Genomic DNA, 13,718 nt, shown 5'->3' with positions numbered 1-13,718 from the left:
CCCACAAGGAGCGCCGTACGTCAGAAGGTGTCGAGGAACTCGTCGACCGCCGGCTGGAAGTTCGGGTTCACCGCCGCGATGCCCATGTACCCACCGACGACGGTTCCGATCATCGCGCCAGGTACGCAGCCAACAACCGGAATGAGAACACAGAGAACCGCCGCCCCGATCGCGGCACCCATCGAGGCACCCATCCATCCGCCTGCCGCCCAACCGATCTGGGCCTGGATGTACGCGTTCAGCGCCGCCTGATCCCTGGTTCTGCCCGCCGCCTCCGTACCGACCGGGTCCACCTGCGGCACGATCTCGGGCGTCAGGCTCAGAGCCCTGCCGTCGTTGCCGATCGACGGGATGAGCAGGTAGTCGGTGCCTGCCACGGTGAACGTCAGCGGGAGTATCCCCGCGACGGCGCCCGTCGTGTCCACGGCCTCGACCGAGTCCCCCGCCGGGGTCATTCTGAACAGCCCCGAGTCCAGAATCGTGTCGACCGACATGCCGTCGGCGCCGATGCCGGTACGGAAGTTGATCGCGGCGCCACCGTCCGGACCAGGCGGCGGCTGCGCGGTTGCCGCGCCTGCCCCGATTCCCGTCGCCGCCAACGCCAACGTCGCGATCACCATCACAAGTACAGCTTTAGCCATCCGAAGTATCACTGAATGCTCCCGTCACGGGAAGAAAGGCGGCCTTTGATCAGATCCATGACCGCCCGATGCTCCTAGGATAGAAGGCGGCACCGCCCCCAGTAAAGCGATCCCCGCTGTGACGACCTCTCGCCGCCGCAGGTGGATAGGTGCACGAATTATCTTGACCAGCAAGTGCATTCACCGATTCCCCTCCCCCGCAGTCGCCGGGAATCGGCCCCTATTCCTGGCTTCGGGACGCAAGCATCTCCCCGACTGAGCCCGAGAGCGACAATCGACCACGGCTTCGGCGCGAATGCCGATCGCCCAGGCGTTATGACATTATCAACCGTTTCCCATGCTCAGCGCGATTTCCGATCTTCGTCGTGGCCGGACCCGGCCGAGGAACCCGCCTCCCCGCCCCCGCGATGAATGAGCCGGGCGGCAGGACCCGCTCCCCCTCGGTGTCGGTGCCTCCCGATAGCGTGCCCGCTCATGGTGACGGTGCGAGAACCCGACGACGAACGCGTTCCGAGGGGAGGTCGAGAACGGGATCGACTGGCCCCGTGGTTCGGGGAGTTCCTCGTGCACCGCAGCACCGCCAAACCCTCCCCGAACACGCTCAAGGCGTATCGCCAGGACTACACCCTCATCGCCGATGCCCTCGCGCGTGCCATCGGGGCGACCGCGGCGGAACTCACCCTCGACGCCCTCGACAAGACCACCGTGCGGGCGGCCTTCGCCGACTATGCGCGGACCCACCAGGCGGCGTCGATCAGGCGGTGCTGGTCGACCTGGAACATGCTGTGCGACTTCCTGTTCTCCGTCGACGCCATCGTCGCCAACCCGATGTCGGCTGTGCTGCGTCCCAAGGCACCCAAAACGCTGCCGAAGGCGTTTCGAGCCGACTCGGTCGAACGGCTCATCGCGACGCTGCAGTCGGCGGACGACCACGGTGCGCGCGCCTGGCCGGAACGAGATCTCGCGCTCATCCTCACCGGGCTGCTGACCGGGATGCGCTCGGCCGAGCTGATCGCGGTCGATCTCGGGGACCTGCGCGACGCGGTCGACGACGGGGACGGTCACGCCAAGGTGATCCATGTACACGGCAAGGGCAACAAGGAGCGCGTGGTCACCGTCGAGCCGGCCGTCGTCGACGTGCTCGGCGACTACCTCGTCAGTCGCTCCGAACGGTTTCCCGACACGGCGCGACGGCGTCCGCGGACCGATGTCTCGCCGTGGGAGCGCTTCGTCGCCGCCGACCCCATGTTCGTCGGCGGCGACGGTCGACGGATCACGCGCGGGACGTTGCAGTACCGCGTCGAACGCGCCTACCGGCGCGCGGGAATCAACGGCGACCGCGCGAAGGGCGCGCTCGTACATCAGCTTCGGCACACCTTCGCCACCGCGATGGCCGACCAGAACGTCAGCATCTACACCTTGATGCGGATGCTCGGCCACGAGTCCATGAACACCACGCAGCGGTACACCGCAGGTGCGGGGGCGTCCGTCCGCGACGCGGCGGCGCTCAACCCGGCGTACGGGCTCGTGACGAGGGCTGGCGCACTCCCCCGTGCCGAGGAGGCCCGAGCCGACTGGTGACGCACCCGTAGATCGGCGGCCATGCCTTCTCGGGAACCGCTCACGCTGCGGCCGTCCGACCCAACCTGCGCAGTCCTGAACCGCGCCGCCGCGGGCCGGGCCCGGCAGGCGCGAACATCGTGCCGACGTGGGCCTTGATCTCCTCCGTGCTCATCGAATGGCCGTGTCCCCCGGTTTCGGTCGGCTGCGACGCCAATCCGACCGGCCCCGCCTCCCCCCGCCTGTCGCCGGGACCGCGAAAGGCCAACAGCGAGTTCCCGATCCAGATGTTGTCGCCGAGTCGAAGCTGTCGGCGTCCGACCAGTCGTTCGCCATTGACGAAGGTGCCGTTGCGGGACATGCCTTCGTCGCGGATGGTCCAGTGCCCGTCCGCCCACTCCATGACCGAATGCAGTCTCGAGGCGGTCCGATCAGCGGTCAGTGCGACATGAGTCTCCTTCGCCCGGCCGATGAGCACGCGGGGCGTCAGGGTGGACAGCACCAGTTTCCGTTGACGTCCGCCGTCCGTGTAGTACAGGCACGGGGCATCGGCTTCGACCGTTTCCGGCGCCGCGGCGGGCGAATCGCCTTCGCCGTGCCGGGCAGCGAGAGGGGTGGGGTTGTTGGCAGTCGGCATCGCAATTCCATGTGGGTGAGTCGGGGGTTCGGGGCCTCCGAGTCGGCTCGGATGCCCACCTCTGGGGACACCTTCAATGCTGAGCCGCGCCACCCCTGTGCCGCCATCACCCCAGGGCGAACAATCACCCACCCTTGGGTCAGACAACGTCAGAAATCACACCTTGGAACTTCTCGAAGTGATGCGCGGCCTTCTGCTCGACCCCGCCCGTCGGCCGCTCACCGATCGAGGCACGCCTGGTATCCGCCCGCCTCGAAATCCGCGGTGGTGCAGTAGGTCGCCCGCGGGTAGTACTCGCCCATGGTCGCCGCCGGATCGGAACCCGCGGCCTGCGACGCCTGCACCGACTGCGGGTAGAAGTCCTGGCTGGGCAGCATGTGCCGCATGAACAGCACCTTCTTCGGGACCTCGGTCGACCCCCACGGCAGGACGGTCACCGTGGGATCGGACGCGGCGGCCGTCGGCACGTCGGCGGGCGCGGCCACCACGTACGTGTAGTAGCCCCGCGCATCCACCTTCGTTTGGAAGTCGGCGGCACACGCCACCACCGGGTACGGCGACACCTGGTCGTTCTGGCACATCGACCAGTACCGCACCTGCTGTCCCGGCTCGGTCACCGGCACACCAGCCCGGGTGTCCGGGAAGGTCGGCGCCCGGCCCCGCACCACCACGATCCGGCCGGGCTGATAGGTCAACCCGGCACCGATGTACTTGTTGTCGCCGTTGGGGAACAGACCGGAGGTGCTGGCCGGGTTCACGAATGTCGCCTCCGGCACGTTCCCCGGGAACGCCCCCGACGCCGCGCCCGCGATGAGCCGGTCGAAGGCCGCCTCCATCGCCTGTCCCAGCGGCCCGCTGGACGCGGCCGCCGGGTCGAACGCCGCCGGACACGTCGAGACCGGGATCGTCGCGGCACCCCCGCTGCGGACCAGAGTCACCGCGGGCAGCGGCACGCCGCCTGGCAGCGAGGCCGCGTTGTCCGGTACGTAGACCCGGATGATCAGGAAGCCCATCGGCACGGCCTGGGTCGTCGTTCCGCCCGGCAGCGCCCGAATCTGGTTCCGAGCATGGTCGGCCTCGCCGGGTACGACCGTGGCGTGCCAGCCCCGTCCAGGCTCCGCCGAACCGTCCGACGGGCCCTCGGCGAACGGGTTGCCGCTGCCCGGGTCCGGAACGATCTGGTCGTCGCGCAAGGTGTCGACCGTGTTCAGGTCGGTGCCGTAGGTGTTGAGCGAGAAGTACCGCGCGGCGGGGTAGTCCCCGCTCAGCTCGATCCGGTCGTCGCCGCCCAACGCGTACGGCAGCACCCAGTAGGTCGCGTTGGCGTCCGGGAAGGCGACGTTGAGGACCGTGTCGTTCGACATGAACCGCCAGGCGCAGGCCGGCGAGGGTGGGGGCCCGATCGGATCGGCGTGGGCGGGTGGGACCGCGAACGCCGCGACGAGCGCCATCCAGAAGATCGCGACGACACCGCGGGTCGCGATCGTCGAACGCGGCGGAGCAACCGACATGCCGAGCTCCCTCCGGCGGGTGTGCTCAGGCTACGCCCGACCTTCGTGCGCGGTCGACGGAATGCGTGCCCCGGTCAGCGCAGCGTGGCGTTGTAGACGGCGAGATGCGAGCGAACCAGTTCCAGACCGGCCGCGTCGTCGAGCGGAATCGGGTCGCGCACGACTTTCATCAGATCGCCCAGCTCGACGGGCGGCGCCGCATCCGCACGAATCGTCATGACGATGGAGAAGCAATCCTCGTCGTTGCGTGCCCGGTACTTGATGCCGCGAGCGTCGGTTCCGCTCACCACAGCCGCGGCCCATTGCCGGGTCCGCGGATAGTCGACGGGATCGCTCTTCGTCAGCCAGAGATCCTGGCCGATGGCGGCGAGATGCCTGCCGTGCAGGAGAGCGACAGGGAACTCCGTTGTGACCTGTACCTGCGACAGGACCCGTCCCTCGAGCTTTCGCCGACGCAGGATTCGGGGCACGGTGTCGTCGAGGGGCAGCGAGCGGCAGTACGTCTCCGCGATGCACACCGAGATGTCATCGCCGAAGTAGCTGTAGCGGTACGAGCCGTCCGGGGAGTCGAAACGGCCGCCTCGGATCGGGTCCGCGGGTGAGGGATTGAGCGTCAGGACGTGCCGGTCCGGGGCGCAGGAGTGGATGCGCCACAGCTTCGTTCCGGCGGGCACCGACGCCACCGCTGCGGTCACAGCCGGTGGGGGCACTCGGTCAGGCAATGTCGTCCTCGACCTCGGACCGGACGAGGGCGGCGGCCTGGTCGAGATCGCCCGCTTCGAGCAGTTCGACAGGCGACTTGCGGCCCACCGCGGCGGGGTTGGGCGTGAGCCACCACGACGCGACGCCCCACGGATCGTCCTCGGCGCCCAGCGCGATATTGCTCCGGTGCACCAGTTCGGTGGCGTCCTCGGGCAGCGAGAACTGGAACTCCGGGTAGCGGTATCGCCTGCCCTGCTTGAGCCCGATGATCTGACCTGCCCGCTTACGCAGTGCATCGCTGGGGTTGGCCCAGGACTTGCGGTACTTGACGGCGACCTCGCCCGCCGACAGGTGCGGGAACGACAAGATGTACTCGACGGCGTCCCGCATCACCGTCTTCTCGTCGAGGACGTTGCCCGGATCGATGAGGTCGAGAATCGGGTCATCGCCATCGACCTGGCCTGCCAGCAGCAGATGGGAGACCCGGCCGGCAACCAGGCTCAGCGAGGGACGGCTGGCCAGTTCGGAGCGGATCAGCTCGATGAGGTCGTGGTCGCTCACCGCGCCCCCGACGGCGGTCAGCCGGCGGGACTGGTCGCGATGCGTCGCCGATCCGCCTCGGATGCGTGCCGCACTGTTCGACATGTCCGCCTCCCGGAGCCCGTCTGGTTCTATCTAGAACTCTAGTCTAGATCGTCGCGGGCGGGTGGTCGACGTCAACCGGCGATCCGCTCTCGCCGCGGGCCCCGCACACACCCCCTCACGCGAGCACACCCCCGTTGCGCATGCAACGGGGGTGTGCCGGCCGCAAGACGTGTGTGCGGAGTCGAACCTTTGATCAGCGTCAGATGACACCCATCGCGAGCATCGCGTCCGCGACCTTGACGAAACCGCCGATATTGGCGCCGAGGACGTAGTCCCCCGGCTTGCCGTACTCCTCGGCGGTCGCGACGCACCGGCCGTGGATATCGGACATGATCTTCGAGAGCCGCTCATCGGTGTAGTCGAAGTGCCAGGAGTCGCGCGAGGCGTTCTGCTGCATCTCCAACGCCGAGGTCGCGACGCCGCCCGCATTCGCGGCCTTGCCAGGAGCGAAGGCGACGCCCGCGGAACGCAGCACCCGCAGCGCGTCGGGGGTGGTCGGCATGTTGGCGCCCTCCGCGACCACGCGAACGCCGCTCTCGACCAGGGTGAGCGCGCCCTTCTCGTCGAGCTCGTTCTGGGTGGCGGACGGGATCGCGACCTCACAGGGGACGTCCCAGATCGAGCCGCCCGCAACGTACTTGGCCGACGGCACCGTCTCGACGTACTCGCTGATCCGGCCGCGCCGGACCTCCTTGATCTCCTTCAGCAGCTCGAGGTCGATGCCGCTCTCGTCCACGATGTAGCCGGCGGAATCCGAGCAGGCCACCACGGTGCCACCGAGCTGGTGCACCTTCTCGATCGCGTAGATCGCCACGTTGCCGGAACCGGAGACCACGACCTTCTTGCCGTCCATGCCGGTGCCTGCGGTCTTGAGCATCTCGGCGACGAAGTAGGCGGCGCCGTAGCCGGTTGCCTCCTTGCGCACCTGGGAACCGCCCCAGGTGAGTCCCTTGCCGGTGAGTACGCCGGACTCGTACGAGTTCGTCAGCCGCTTGTACTGGCCGAACAGGTAACCGATCTCGCGGCCACCGACGCCGATGTCGCCCGCGGGCACGTCGGTGTATTCGCCGATGTGCCGGTGCAACTCGGTCATGAACGACTGACAGAACCGCATGATCTCCGCGTCGGAGCGGCCCTTGGGGTCGAAGTCGGAGCCGCCCTTGCCGCCCCCGATCGGCAGTCCGGTGAGAGCGTTCTTGAAGATCTGCTCGAAGCCGAGGAACTTCACGATGCCGAGGTTGACGCTCGGATGGAAGCGCAGGCCGCCCTTGTACGGGCCGAGCACGCTGTTGTACTGCACCCGGAACCCGCGGTTGACGTGAACCTGTCCTCGGTCGTCGGTCCACGGCACCCGGAAGATGATCTGACGCTCCGGCTCACACAGCCGCTCGATCAGCGCACCGTCGGCGTAGTTGGGGTGGCGCTCCAGGACCACGGTGAGCGATTCGAAGACCTCGGCGACGGCCTGATGGAACTCGGGTTCACCGGCGTTGCGACGGACAACTTCCTCGAAGTACCTGTCGACGCGCTCACGGACATGCCCACTCACAGCGGCCGCCCTCCTCTTGATCTGCAGGGATGGAAAGTAAAGACAATCACAAGTCTCCCTCACATCACTAAGCAGGGCTAAGTGATTCTTCTCGTAGACGTGAGTGGGCTCACATTCGCGGCGCCTTCAGGACACGGGTCGTGCGGGCGCGCCTTGCCGGGACGGACGGAGGGTGGACGACTACCGTGATGAACGTCGCCTAGTTCTGCGGAGGAGCGTGCACATGAGCATCCAGACGGTGGAATCACGACGTCATCGCGTCGTGGTCATCGGTTCCGGCTTCGGCGGACTGTTCGGTGCGCAGGCACTCAAACGCGCCGATGTCGACGTCACCCTCATCGCTCGCACCACCCATCACCTGTTCCAGCCGCTGCTCTATCAGGTGGCGACCGGCATCCTCTCGGTCGGCGACATCGCCCCCGCGACCCGCCTTGTCCTGCGCAAGCAGAAGAACACCCAGGTGCTGCTCGGCGACGTCCTCGAGGTCGACCTCGAGGCCAGGACCGTCACGTCGCGGCTGCTCGAACGAGAAACGGTCACCGAGTTCGACAGCCTCATCGTCGCCGCCGGTGCGGGCCAGTCGTACTTCGGCAACGACCACTTCGCCGAGTTCGCGCCCGGCATGAAGACCATCGACGACGCCCTCGAACTGCGCGGCCGCATCCTCGGCGCCTTCGAGCAGGCCGAGCTCTCCGACGACCCGGAGGAGCGCGCCCGCCTGCTCACCTTCGTCGTGGTCGGCGCGGGCCCCACCGGCGTCGAACTGGCAGGCCAGATCGCCGAACTGTCCAACCGCACCCTCCATGGCGCCTTCCGCAGCATCGACTCCCGCGAGGCCCGGGTGATCCTGCTAGACGGCGCACCGATCGTGCTGCCGGTCTACGGCGGCAAGCTCAGCGCGAACGCGGCGGCGCGGCTGGAGAAGCTGGGCGTCGAGATCCAGCCGAACGCGATGGTCACCGACGTCGACGCCGACGGCCTGGTGGTCAAGGAGAAGGACGGTACGCAGCGCCGCATCGACTCACAGTGCAAGGTGTGGTCCGCCGGGGTCCAGGCCAGTCCGCTCGGCAAGCAGCTCGCCGAGCAGTCGGGTGCCGAGATCGACCGCGCCGGTCGCGTGCACGTCAACCCCGACCTGTCACTGCCCGGGCATCCGAACGTCTACGTCATCGGCGACATGATGGCCCTCGACAACCTGCCAGGACTCGCGCAGGTCGCGATGCAGGGCGGCAAGCACGCCGCCAAGCAAATCAAGGCCACCGTCGCCGGCCAACCGCCCGAGGCTCGGCACCCGTTCAAATACTTCGACAAGGGGTCGATGGCGACCATCTCGCGGTTCAGCGCGGTTGCGAAGGTCGGCAAGCTGGAGATCACCGGGTTCATCGGCTGGGTGATGTGGCTGGTGATCCACCTGATGTACCTGGTCGGCTTCCGCAGCAAGTTCTCCACGATGCTGTCCTGGACCGTCAGCTTCCTCGGCCGCGGCCGCGCGCAGATGGCGTCGACGGAACAGCAGGTGTTCGCGCGCAACGCGATCGACCTGTTGCAGGACTATGAGCGCGCCAAGCACGCCGGCCTGATCGGCGACCCGCTGGCGGTTGCGACCGGCGAGGAACGGGAGAAGGCCGGCTAACCGCTCCGGCTAGCTGTGCGCGTGGGTGGCGCCGAGGTCGTGCAGCATCCGGTGCACCACCTCGTCATCGAGCGAATAGCTCATCTTCTTGCCGTCCCGGCGCACCGCCACCCAGCCCTGATTGCGCAGTAGCCGAAGCGCGTGCGAGACGGCGGTGGTGCTCATGTCCAGCGCCGCAGCGAGATCCGAGACGTAGATGCCGGGCGCACGGTGCAGCCCGAGCAGGATCCGCAGCCGGGTGGGATCGCCGAGCAGCTCGAACCGGCGCACCCACTCCGGCAGGTCGGTCACCGCGGCGACGGCGGCGCGGGCCTGCGCGACCTGTTCCGGGTCGAACGCGGGCGAGGTACCGGTCATGGACTCACCGTAGCCAACGAGCTGCCCAACCGGGTGCCGAGGCTGCCGCCCGCCGCCAACGGCATCCGCACCCACGACCCGCCACCCGGATACCGCTCGACCACCGCAGGCCGATCGTCGGGGAACACAAGTTCGCTGAGCACCGCCATCGGCGCGTCCAGCGCGTCGTGCCCGACGGTCCCCGCGCCCAACTCCAGCCGGTGCCGCAGCAGGGGAACCCCGTCCAGGTCCGCGTGCAGCGCGCCCGACCACTGCCCGCCCGCCTCGCCCGCGCGTCCGATCTGCGTCCGCTCACGCACCGTCACCCGCGACGTGGACGTCAGCTCGAGCTGGGTCATCGTCCGGTGCACGGCGGCCGCCGCGATCACCGTCGGCTCGGGGTCGAGCACCAGCTCCGCGTCCCGATCCACCTCGATGCGCCAGCGCGCGGTCGAGACCAGCTCGTCGGCGCCGGGCAGCGCGAGCGCCGCGGCGACGCTGCGCACCGTCAGGCTCGCCCCCGGTCCGACGCGCAGCGCGATCTCGAGATGGTCGCCGCCGAGCGGCGTGGCCGCGGCCGAGATCAGGTGCACGGTGGCGTGCCCGGTGATCCGGGCGGCCAGCGCGCCGCTCGCCTCGATCCGCGGGCTCCGGCCCCGCTCGGCGACGATCGTCAGCGCGGTACGCACCCGGTCAGACCGCCGCGGCCAGCTGCTCGCGCACCCAGGCCAGCACGGGGGTGGCCGCCGGGTCCGCGGTCAGCGAGATCAGCGCGGTCGGGCGCCCCTCGCGAACCCGGGCCGCGTCGGTCTCCATCACGGTCAGGTCGGCGCCCACCAGCGGGGCGAGATCGGTCTTGTTGACCACCAGCAGGTCCGAGAACGTGACGCCGGGTCCGCCCTTGCGCGGAACCTTGTCCCCGCCAGCCACGTCGACCACGAAGATCTGCACGTCGATCAGCCCGGAGGAGAAGGTCGCGGTGAGATTGTCGCCGCCCGATTCGACCAGGATCAGGTCCAGCGGCGGGTTCGCCTCGATCAGGTCGTCGATCGCGTCGAGGTTCGCGGTGATGTCGTCGCGGATGGCGGTGTGCGGGCAGCCGCCCGTCTGCACCGCGGTGATCCGCTCGTCGGGCAGCACGGCGTGCCTGCGCAGGAAGTCGGCGTCCTCGGTGGTGTAGATGTCGTTGGTGAGCACCGCGAGCGACAGTTCGTCGCGCAGCTCACGGCACAGCGCGGCGACCAGTGCGGTCTTGCCGGATCCGACCGGGCCGCCGATGCCAACCCGCAGCGGCTCCCCCGGCACCCGTACCCGCTTGGGGCGGTCGTGGGTGTGCTGGTGCGGTTCTCCGTCGATCAGGTGCGGGGGCATGTGGATCTCCTTCGGGTGGTGCGGTTCTCAGGTGTTCGGGCGGTCAGGGGTTCACGAGGCGAACAGTGGCCGCTCCCGCTCGAGGTGCGCCTGCGCGACCACGTCGAGCAGGGGGTCGGACAGGTCGGCGAGCCCGGTCGCGGCGAGGTCCGCGGTCCGGTCGCACAGGTCGGAGAGCGCGAACGTGCATGCCGCCACGTCCGCCGGGTCGAGGGCGAGCAACCGCTGCGCGGCGATCGCGGACCCCGTCATCGTCGTGTAGACGAGCGCCATCGCCGTCTCGGCGGGCGTCAGCCCGCAGACCCGCGCGGCCTCGCCGACGGCAACCGGCAGGTGCGGACGCATCCCCAGCACCGACCAGTCGTGCTGCGGCCAGGCGTGTTTGGACAGCCGCAGCAACCCCCGGCCCTGCGCCCGGGACGCGGCGCGTGCCGCAGGGGACGGGGTCCGGGCGTCGGTCTCGGCGTCGGCCACATCAGGGGCCAGCGCGCCACCGCACACCGCGGCGGCGATCGACCCGGCCACCAGTCCGGTGCTGCCGATCCGCCTCCGCAGGTAGGCGTCGAGCGTGGCGAGGTCGCGGACCAGCCCGCACTCGATGGCCTCCTCGACACCCCCGGAGTGCACATGCCCTCCGGTGGGGAGCCGGGAGTCGGCCAACGCCAACAGGTTCGCCAGTCTCGCTGTCATCGCACATGCACCGTCATCAGAACAGGAAGTACCGCTGCGCCATCGGCAGTTCGGTGGCCGGCTGCTCGCGCCACACCTGCCCGTCGATCCGCACGGTGAACGTGTCGGGGTCCACCTCGATGTGCGGCTGCGCATCGTTGAGCGGCATGTCCGCCTTGCCCCGCTTACGGACATCGAGCACCGGCACCAGCCGACGATCCACATTCAGCCGCCCCGCGAGCCCGTCCTCGATCGCCTGCGGCGCCACGAAATGCACCGAGGTCGCGGCGGCGACCTTCGGCGCGGCCCCGAACATCGGCCTCGGCAGCACCGGCTGCGGGGTCGGGATCGAGGCGTTCGCGTCGCCCATCGCCGCCCAGGCGATCGCGCCGCCCTTGATCACCGCGTGCGGCCGGACCCCGAAGAACGCGGGCTCCCACAGCACCAGGTCCGCGAGCTTTCCCACCTCGACGGACCCGATCTCGGCGTCCAGCCCGTGCGCGATCGCCGGGCAGATCGTGTACTTGGCCACGTAGCGCCTGGCCCGGTTGTTGTCCGCGGCGCCGTCGCCTGGCAACGCCCCGATCCGGCGCTTCATCACGTGCGCGGACTGCCAGGTGCGCAGCACCACCTCGCCGATGCGGCCCATCGCCTGTGCGTCGCTCCCGATCATCGAGATGGCGCCCATGTCGTGCAGCAGGTCCTCCGCCGCGATCGTCGACGGCCGGATCCGACTCTCCGCGAACGCCAGGTCCTCGGGGATCGACGGATCGAGATGATGGCACACCATGAGCATGTCCAGGTGCTCGTCGAGGGTGTTGACCGTGTGCGGGCGGGTCGGGTTCGTCGAGCTGGGCAGCACGTGGCCCTGCGCGGCGACGGTGATGATGTCCGGCGCGTGCCCGCCGCCAGCCCCCTCGGTGTGGTAGGCGTGGATCCCCCGCCCCGCGATGGCCGCGAGGGTGCCCTCGACGAACCCGGCCTCGTTCAACGTGTCGGAGTGCAGCGCCACCTGGACGCCCGCGGCATCGGCGACCGACAGACAGGCGTCGATCGCGGCCGGCGTCGAGCCCCAGTCCTCGTGCAGCTTGAATCCGGAAGCGCCGCCGCGCAACTGCTCCCACATGGACTCCGCGCTGACGGTGTTGCCCTTCCCGAGCAGCGCGATGTTCATCGGCCATCCGTCGAGCGCTTCAAGCATCCGGGACAGGTGCCAGGATCCGGGCGTCACGGTGGTCGCCTTGGATCCCTCGGCGGGACCGGTGCCGCCACCGATCATGGTGGTGATCCCGCCGCCGAGCGCCTCCTCCATGATCTGCGGGCAGATGAAATGCACGTGGCAGTCGATCGCGCCCGCGGTGAGGATCCGTCCGTTGCCCGCGATGATCTCGGTGGAGGGCCCGACCACCAGGTCGGGATGCACCCCCGTCATGGTGTCCGGGTTGCCCGCCTTGCCGAGCGCGACGATCCGTCCGTCGCGGATTCCGACGTCCGCCTTGATGATTCCCCAGTGGTCGAGGATCACCACGCCGGTGATGACGGTGTCGGGCGCGCCCTCGGCTCGGGTCGCGCGACCCTGCCCCATCGACTCGCGGAGCACCTTGCCGCCACCGAAGACGGCCTCCTCACCCGCCAGCCCCGGCCCGCCCGAGCGGTCCTCGGTGATCTCGATGAACAGGTCGGTGTCGGCCAACCGGATCCGGTCGCCGGCGGTGGGGCCGAACAGCGCGGCGTAGCGGGGCCGGCTCAGCGAGCTCATCAGCGGTCCAATCTTCCGGGTGCGGGCAGGCTCAGGCCGTGCACCTCGCGGGTGCCGCCGATCGGGACCAGGCTCACGCGCTGCCCCAGCCCCGGTTCGAAGCGGACCGCGGTGCCAGCGGGGATGTCGAGGCGGAGTCCGTGGGCCGCCTCCCTGTCGAACTGCAGCGCCGTGTTCGACTGCGGGAAGTGCACGTGGCTGCCGACCTGGACCGGCCGGTCGCCGATGTTGAGCACCTCTAGTTCGGTCCGAGGCGCGCCGGGGTTCAGCTCGATCTCGCCGTCGGCGCAGATGATTTCACCGGGGATCATCGTCTGCTCCTACGCGATCGGATGGTGGACGGTGACCAGCTTGGTGCCGTCCGGGAAGGTGGCCTCGACCTGGACGTCGGCGAGCATCTCGGGCACGCCCTCCATCACGTCCTCGCGGCCGAGCACCTCGCGGCCGGACGCCATCAGCTCGGCGACGGTACGACCGTCGCGCGCGCCCTCGAGCAGGTGGTCGGTGATGATGGCGACCGCCTCGGGGTGGTTGAGGCGCAGGCCCCTGCCCTTGCGGCGCCGGGCCAGCTCGGCGGCGTAGCTGAGCAGGAGCCGTTCCTGCTCGTGGGGCGACAGGCGCATCCGTCCTCCTGGTGCTGTGCCGGGCGGGTGCCCGGAGGGGCAATGGTGCCACGCAGGTCGGGAGCGATCTCATCCTCCCCGG

Annotated in this window: 15 protein-coding genes; 2 read left to right on the top strand and 13 right to left on the bottom strand. The window is 69.3% G+C overall.

Annotated elements, in window-relative coordinates; all coding sequences use genetic code 11:
- Nucleotides 1-20 precede the first annotated feature (20 nt).
- Nucleotides 21-641, bottom strand: a complete 621-nt coding sequence (locus ACFXMV_RS05535; protein ID WP_378503156.1) for a hypothetical protein — start codon at nucleotides 639-641, stop codon at nucleotides 21-23.
- 564 nt (nucleotides 642-1,205) lie between these two features.
- Between ACFXMV_RS05535 and ACFXMV_RS05530 the strand changes: the two genes are divergently transcribed.
- On the top strand, nucleotides 1,206-2,222 hold the full coding sequence (locus tag ACFXMV_RS05530) for a tyrosine-type recombinase/integrase (RefSeq protein WP_378503157.1): 1,017 nt from the start codon (nucleotides 1,206-1,208) through the stop codon (nucleotides 2,220-2,222).
- 40 nt (nucleotides 2,223-2,262) lie between these two features.
- Here ACFXMV_RS05530 and ACFXMV_RS05525 read toward each other — a convergent pair whose 3' ends face one another.
- From ACFXMV_RS05525 to gdhA, 5 genes are all read right to left on the bottom strand, one after another.
- A complete protein-coding gene (locus tag ACFXMV_RS05525) occupies nucleotides 2,263-2,838 on the bottom strand; it encodes an FHA domain-containing protein (RefSeq protein WP_378501570.1) in 576 nt (191 codons plus the stop codon).
- A 218-nt stretch (nucleotides 2,839-3,056) separates the two neighbouring features.
- On the bottom strand, nucleotides 3,057-4,289 hold the full coding sequence (locus tag ACFXMV_RS05520; RefSeq protein ID WP_378501571.1) for a hypothetical protein: 1,233 nt from the start codon (nucleotides 4,287-4,289) through the stop codon (nucleotides 3,057-3,059).
- Between the two features lie 134 nt (nucleotides 4,290-4,423).
- Nucleotides 4,424-5,023: an RES family NAD+ phosphorylase gene (locus ACFXMV_RS05515; RefSeq protein ID WP_378503158.1), complete on the bottom strand. Its 600-nt coding sequence runs from the start codon at nucleotides 5,021-5,023 to the stop codon at nucleotides 4,424-4,426.
- 40 nt (nucleotides 5,024-5,063) lie between these two features.
- A complete protein-coding gene (locus tag ACFXMV_RS05510) occupies nucleotides 5,064-5,696 on the bottom strand; it encodes a hypothetical protein (protein ID WP_378501568.1) in 633 nt (210 codons plus the stop codon).
- A gap of 199 nt (nucleotides 5,697-5,895) precedes the next feature.
- Nucleotides 5,896-7,245 carry an NADP-specific glutamate dehydrogenase gene (gene gdhA / locus ACFXMV_RS05505; RefSeq protein ID WP_378500878.1) on the bottom strand — a complete coding sequence of 450 codons (1,350 nt, stop codon included), beginning with the start codon at nucleotides 7,243-7,245 and terminating at the stop codon, nucleotides 5,896-5,898.
- A gap of 223 nt (nucleotides 7,246-7,468) precedes the next feature.
- On the opposite strand from gdhA, the gene ACFXMV_RS05500 reads away from it, so the two are divergent.
- Entirely contained in the window at nucleotides 7,469-8,878 is a 1,410-nt protein-coding gene (locus ACFXMV_RS05500) for an NAD(P)/FAD-dependent oxidoreductase (protein WP_378500877.1), read from the top strand.
- A 9-nt stretch (nucleotides 8,879-8,887) separates the two neighbouring features.
- Here the strand turns inward: ACFXMV_RS05500 and ACFXMV_RS05495 are convergent, their stop codons facing one another.
- Genes ACFXMV_RS05495 through ACFXMV_RS05465 form a run of 7 tightly spaced genes read right to left on the bottom strand, consistent with a single transcriptional unit; the run spans nucleotide 8,888 to nucleotide 13,636 of the window.
- Nucleotides 8,888-9,235, bottom strand: coding sequence for an ArsR/SmtB family transcription factor (locus ACFXMV_RS05495; RefSeq protein ID WP_378500876.1), 348 nt, complete (start codon nucleotides 9,233-9,235; stop codon nucleotides 8,888-8,890).
- On the bottom strand, nucleotides 9,232-9,903 hold the full coding sequence (locus ACFXMV_RS05490; RefSeq protein WP_378500875.1) for an urease accessory protein UreD: 672 nt from the start codon (nucleotides 9,901-9,903) through the stop codon (nucleotides 9,232-9,234). Before ACFXMV_RS05490 ends, ACFXMV_RS05495 begins: the two co-directional genes overlap by 4 nt.
- Nucleotides 9,904-9,907: 4 nt before the next feature.
- Complete coding sequence (gene ureG / locus ACFXMV_RS05485) at nucleotides 9,908-10,585, bottom strand: urease accessory protein UreG (protein WP_077041737.1); 678 nt, start codon at nucleotides 10,583-10,585, stop codon at nucleotides 9,908-9,910.
- 51 nt (nucleotides 10,586-10,636) lie between these two features.
- Nucleotides 10,637-11,275, bottom strand: coding sequence for an urease accessory protein UreF (locus ACFXMV_RS05480; protein WP_378500874.1), 639 nt, complete (start codon nucleotides 11,273-11,275; stop codon nucleotides 10,637-10,639).
- Between the two features lie 16 nt (nucleotides 11,276-11,291).
- Nucleotides 11,292-13,013: an urease subunit alpha gene (locus tag ACFXMV_RS05475; RefSeq protein ID WP_378503159.1), complete on the bottom strand. Its 1,722-nt coding sequence runs from the start codon at nucleotides 13,011-13,013 to the stop codon at nucleotides 11,292-11,294.
- A complete protein-coding gene (locus tag ACFXMV_RS05470; RefSeq protein WP_378500447.1) occupies nucleotides 13,013-13,324 on the bottom strand; it encodes an urease subunit beta in 312 nt (103 codons plus the stop codon). The genes ACFXMV_RS05475 and ACFXMV_RS05470 overlap by 1 nt, the downstream gene beginning before the upstream one ends.
- 9 nt (nucleotides 13,325-13,333) lie before the next feature.
- Nucleotides 13,334-13,636, bottom strand: a complete 303-nt coding sequence (locus ACFXMV_RS05465; protein WP_378500448.1) for an urease subunit gamma — start codon at nucleotides 13,634-13,636, stop codon at nucleotides 13,334-13,336.
- Nucleotides 13,637-13,718 lie beyond the last annotated feature (82 nt).

The organism is Rhodococcus sp. NPDC059179 (assembly GCF_042754885.1).
Lineage (GTDB): Bacteria > Actinomycetota > Actinomycetes > Mycobacteriales > Mycobacteriaceae > Rhodococcus_G.
The sequence above is the reverse complement of the archived record's forward strand: the minus strand, read 5'-3'. Positions and strand labels throughout refer to the sequence as shown.

Excerpts from the sequence above, each read along its gene's own strand:
- ACFXMV_RS05535 (WP_378503156.1), bottom strand. The coding sequence starts at position 641 with ATGGCTAAAGCTGTACTTGTGATGGTGATCGCGACGTTGGCGTTGGCG.
- ACFXMV_RS05525 (WP_378501570.1), bottom strand. The coding sequence starts at position 2,838 with ATGCCGACTGCCAACAACCCCACCCCTCTCGCTGCCCGGCACGGCGAA.
- ACFXMV_RS05520 (WP_378501571.1), bottom strand. The coding sequence starts at position 4,289 with ATGGCGCTCGTCGCGGCGTTCGCGGTCCCACCCGCCCACGCCGATCCG.
- ACFXMV_RS05510 (WP_378501568.1), bottom strand. The coding sequence starts at position 5,696 with ATGTCGAACAGTGCGGCACGCATCCGAGGCGGATCGGCGACGCATCGC.
- ACFXMV_RS05500 (WP_378500877.1), top strand. The coding sequence starts at position 7,469 with ATGAGCATCCAGACGGTGGAATCACGACGTCATCGCGTCGTGGTCATC.
- ACFXMV_RS05495 (WP_378500876.1), bottom strand. The coding sequence starts at position 9,235 with ATGACCGGTACCTCGCCCGCGTTCGACCCGGAACAGGTCGCGCAGGCC.
- ureG (WP_077041737.1), bottom strand. The coding sequence starts at position 10,585 with ATGCCCCCGCACCTGATCGACGGAGAACCGCACCAGCACACCCACGAC.
- ACFXMV_RS05480 (WP_378500874.1), bottom strand. The coding sequence starts at position 11,275 with ATGACAGCGAGACTGGCGAACCTGTTGGCGTTGGCCGACTCCCGGCTC.
- ACFXMV_RS05475 (WP_378503159.1), bottom strand. The coding sequence starts at position 13,013 with ATGAGCTCGCTGAGCCGGCCCCGCTACGCCGCGCTGTTCGGCCCCACC.
- ACFXMV_RS05470 (WP_378500447.1), bottom strand. The coding sequence starts at position 13,324 with ATGATCCCCGGTGAAATCATCTGCGCCGACGGCGAGATCGAGCTGAAC.
- ACFXMV_RS05465 (WP_378500448.1), bottom strand. The coding sequence starts at position 13,636 with ATGCGCCTGTCGCCCCACGAGCAGGAACGGCTCCTGCTCAGCTACGCC.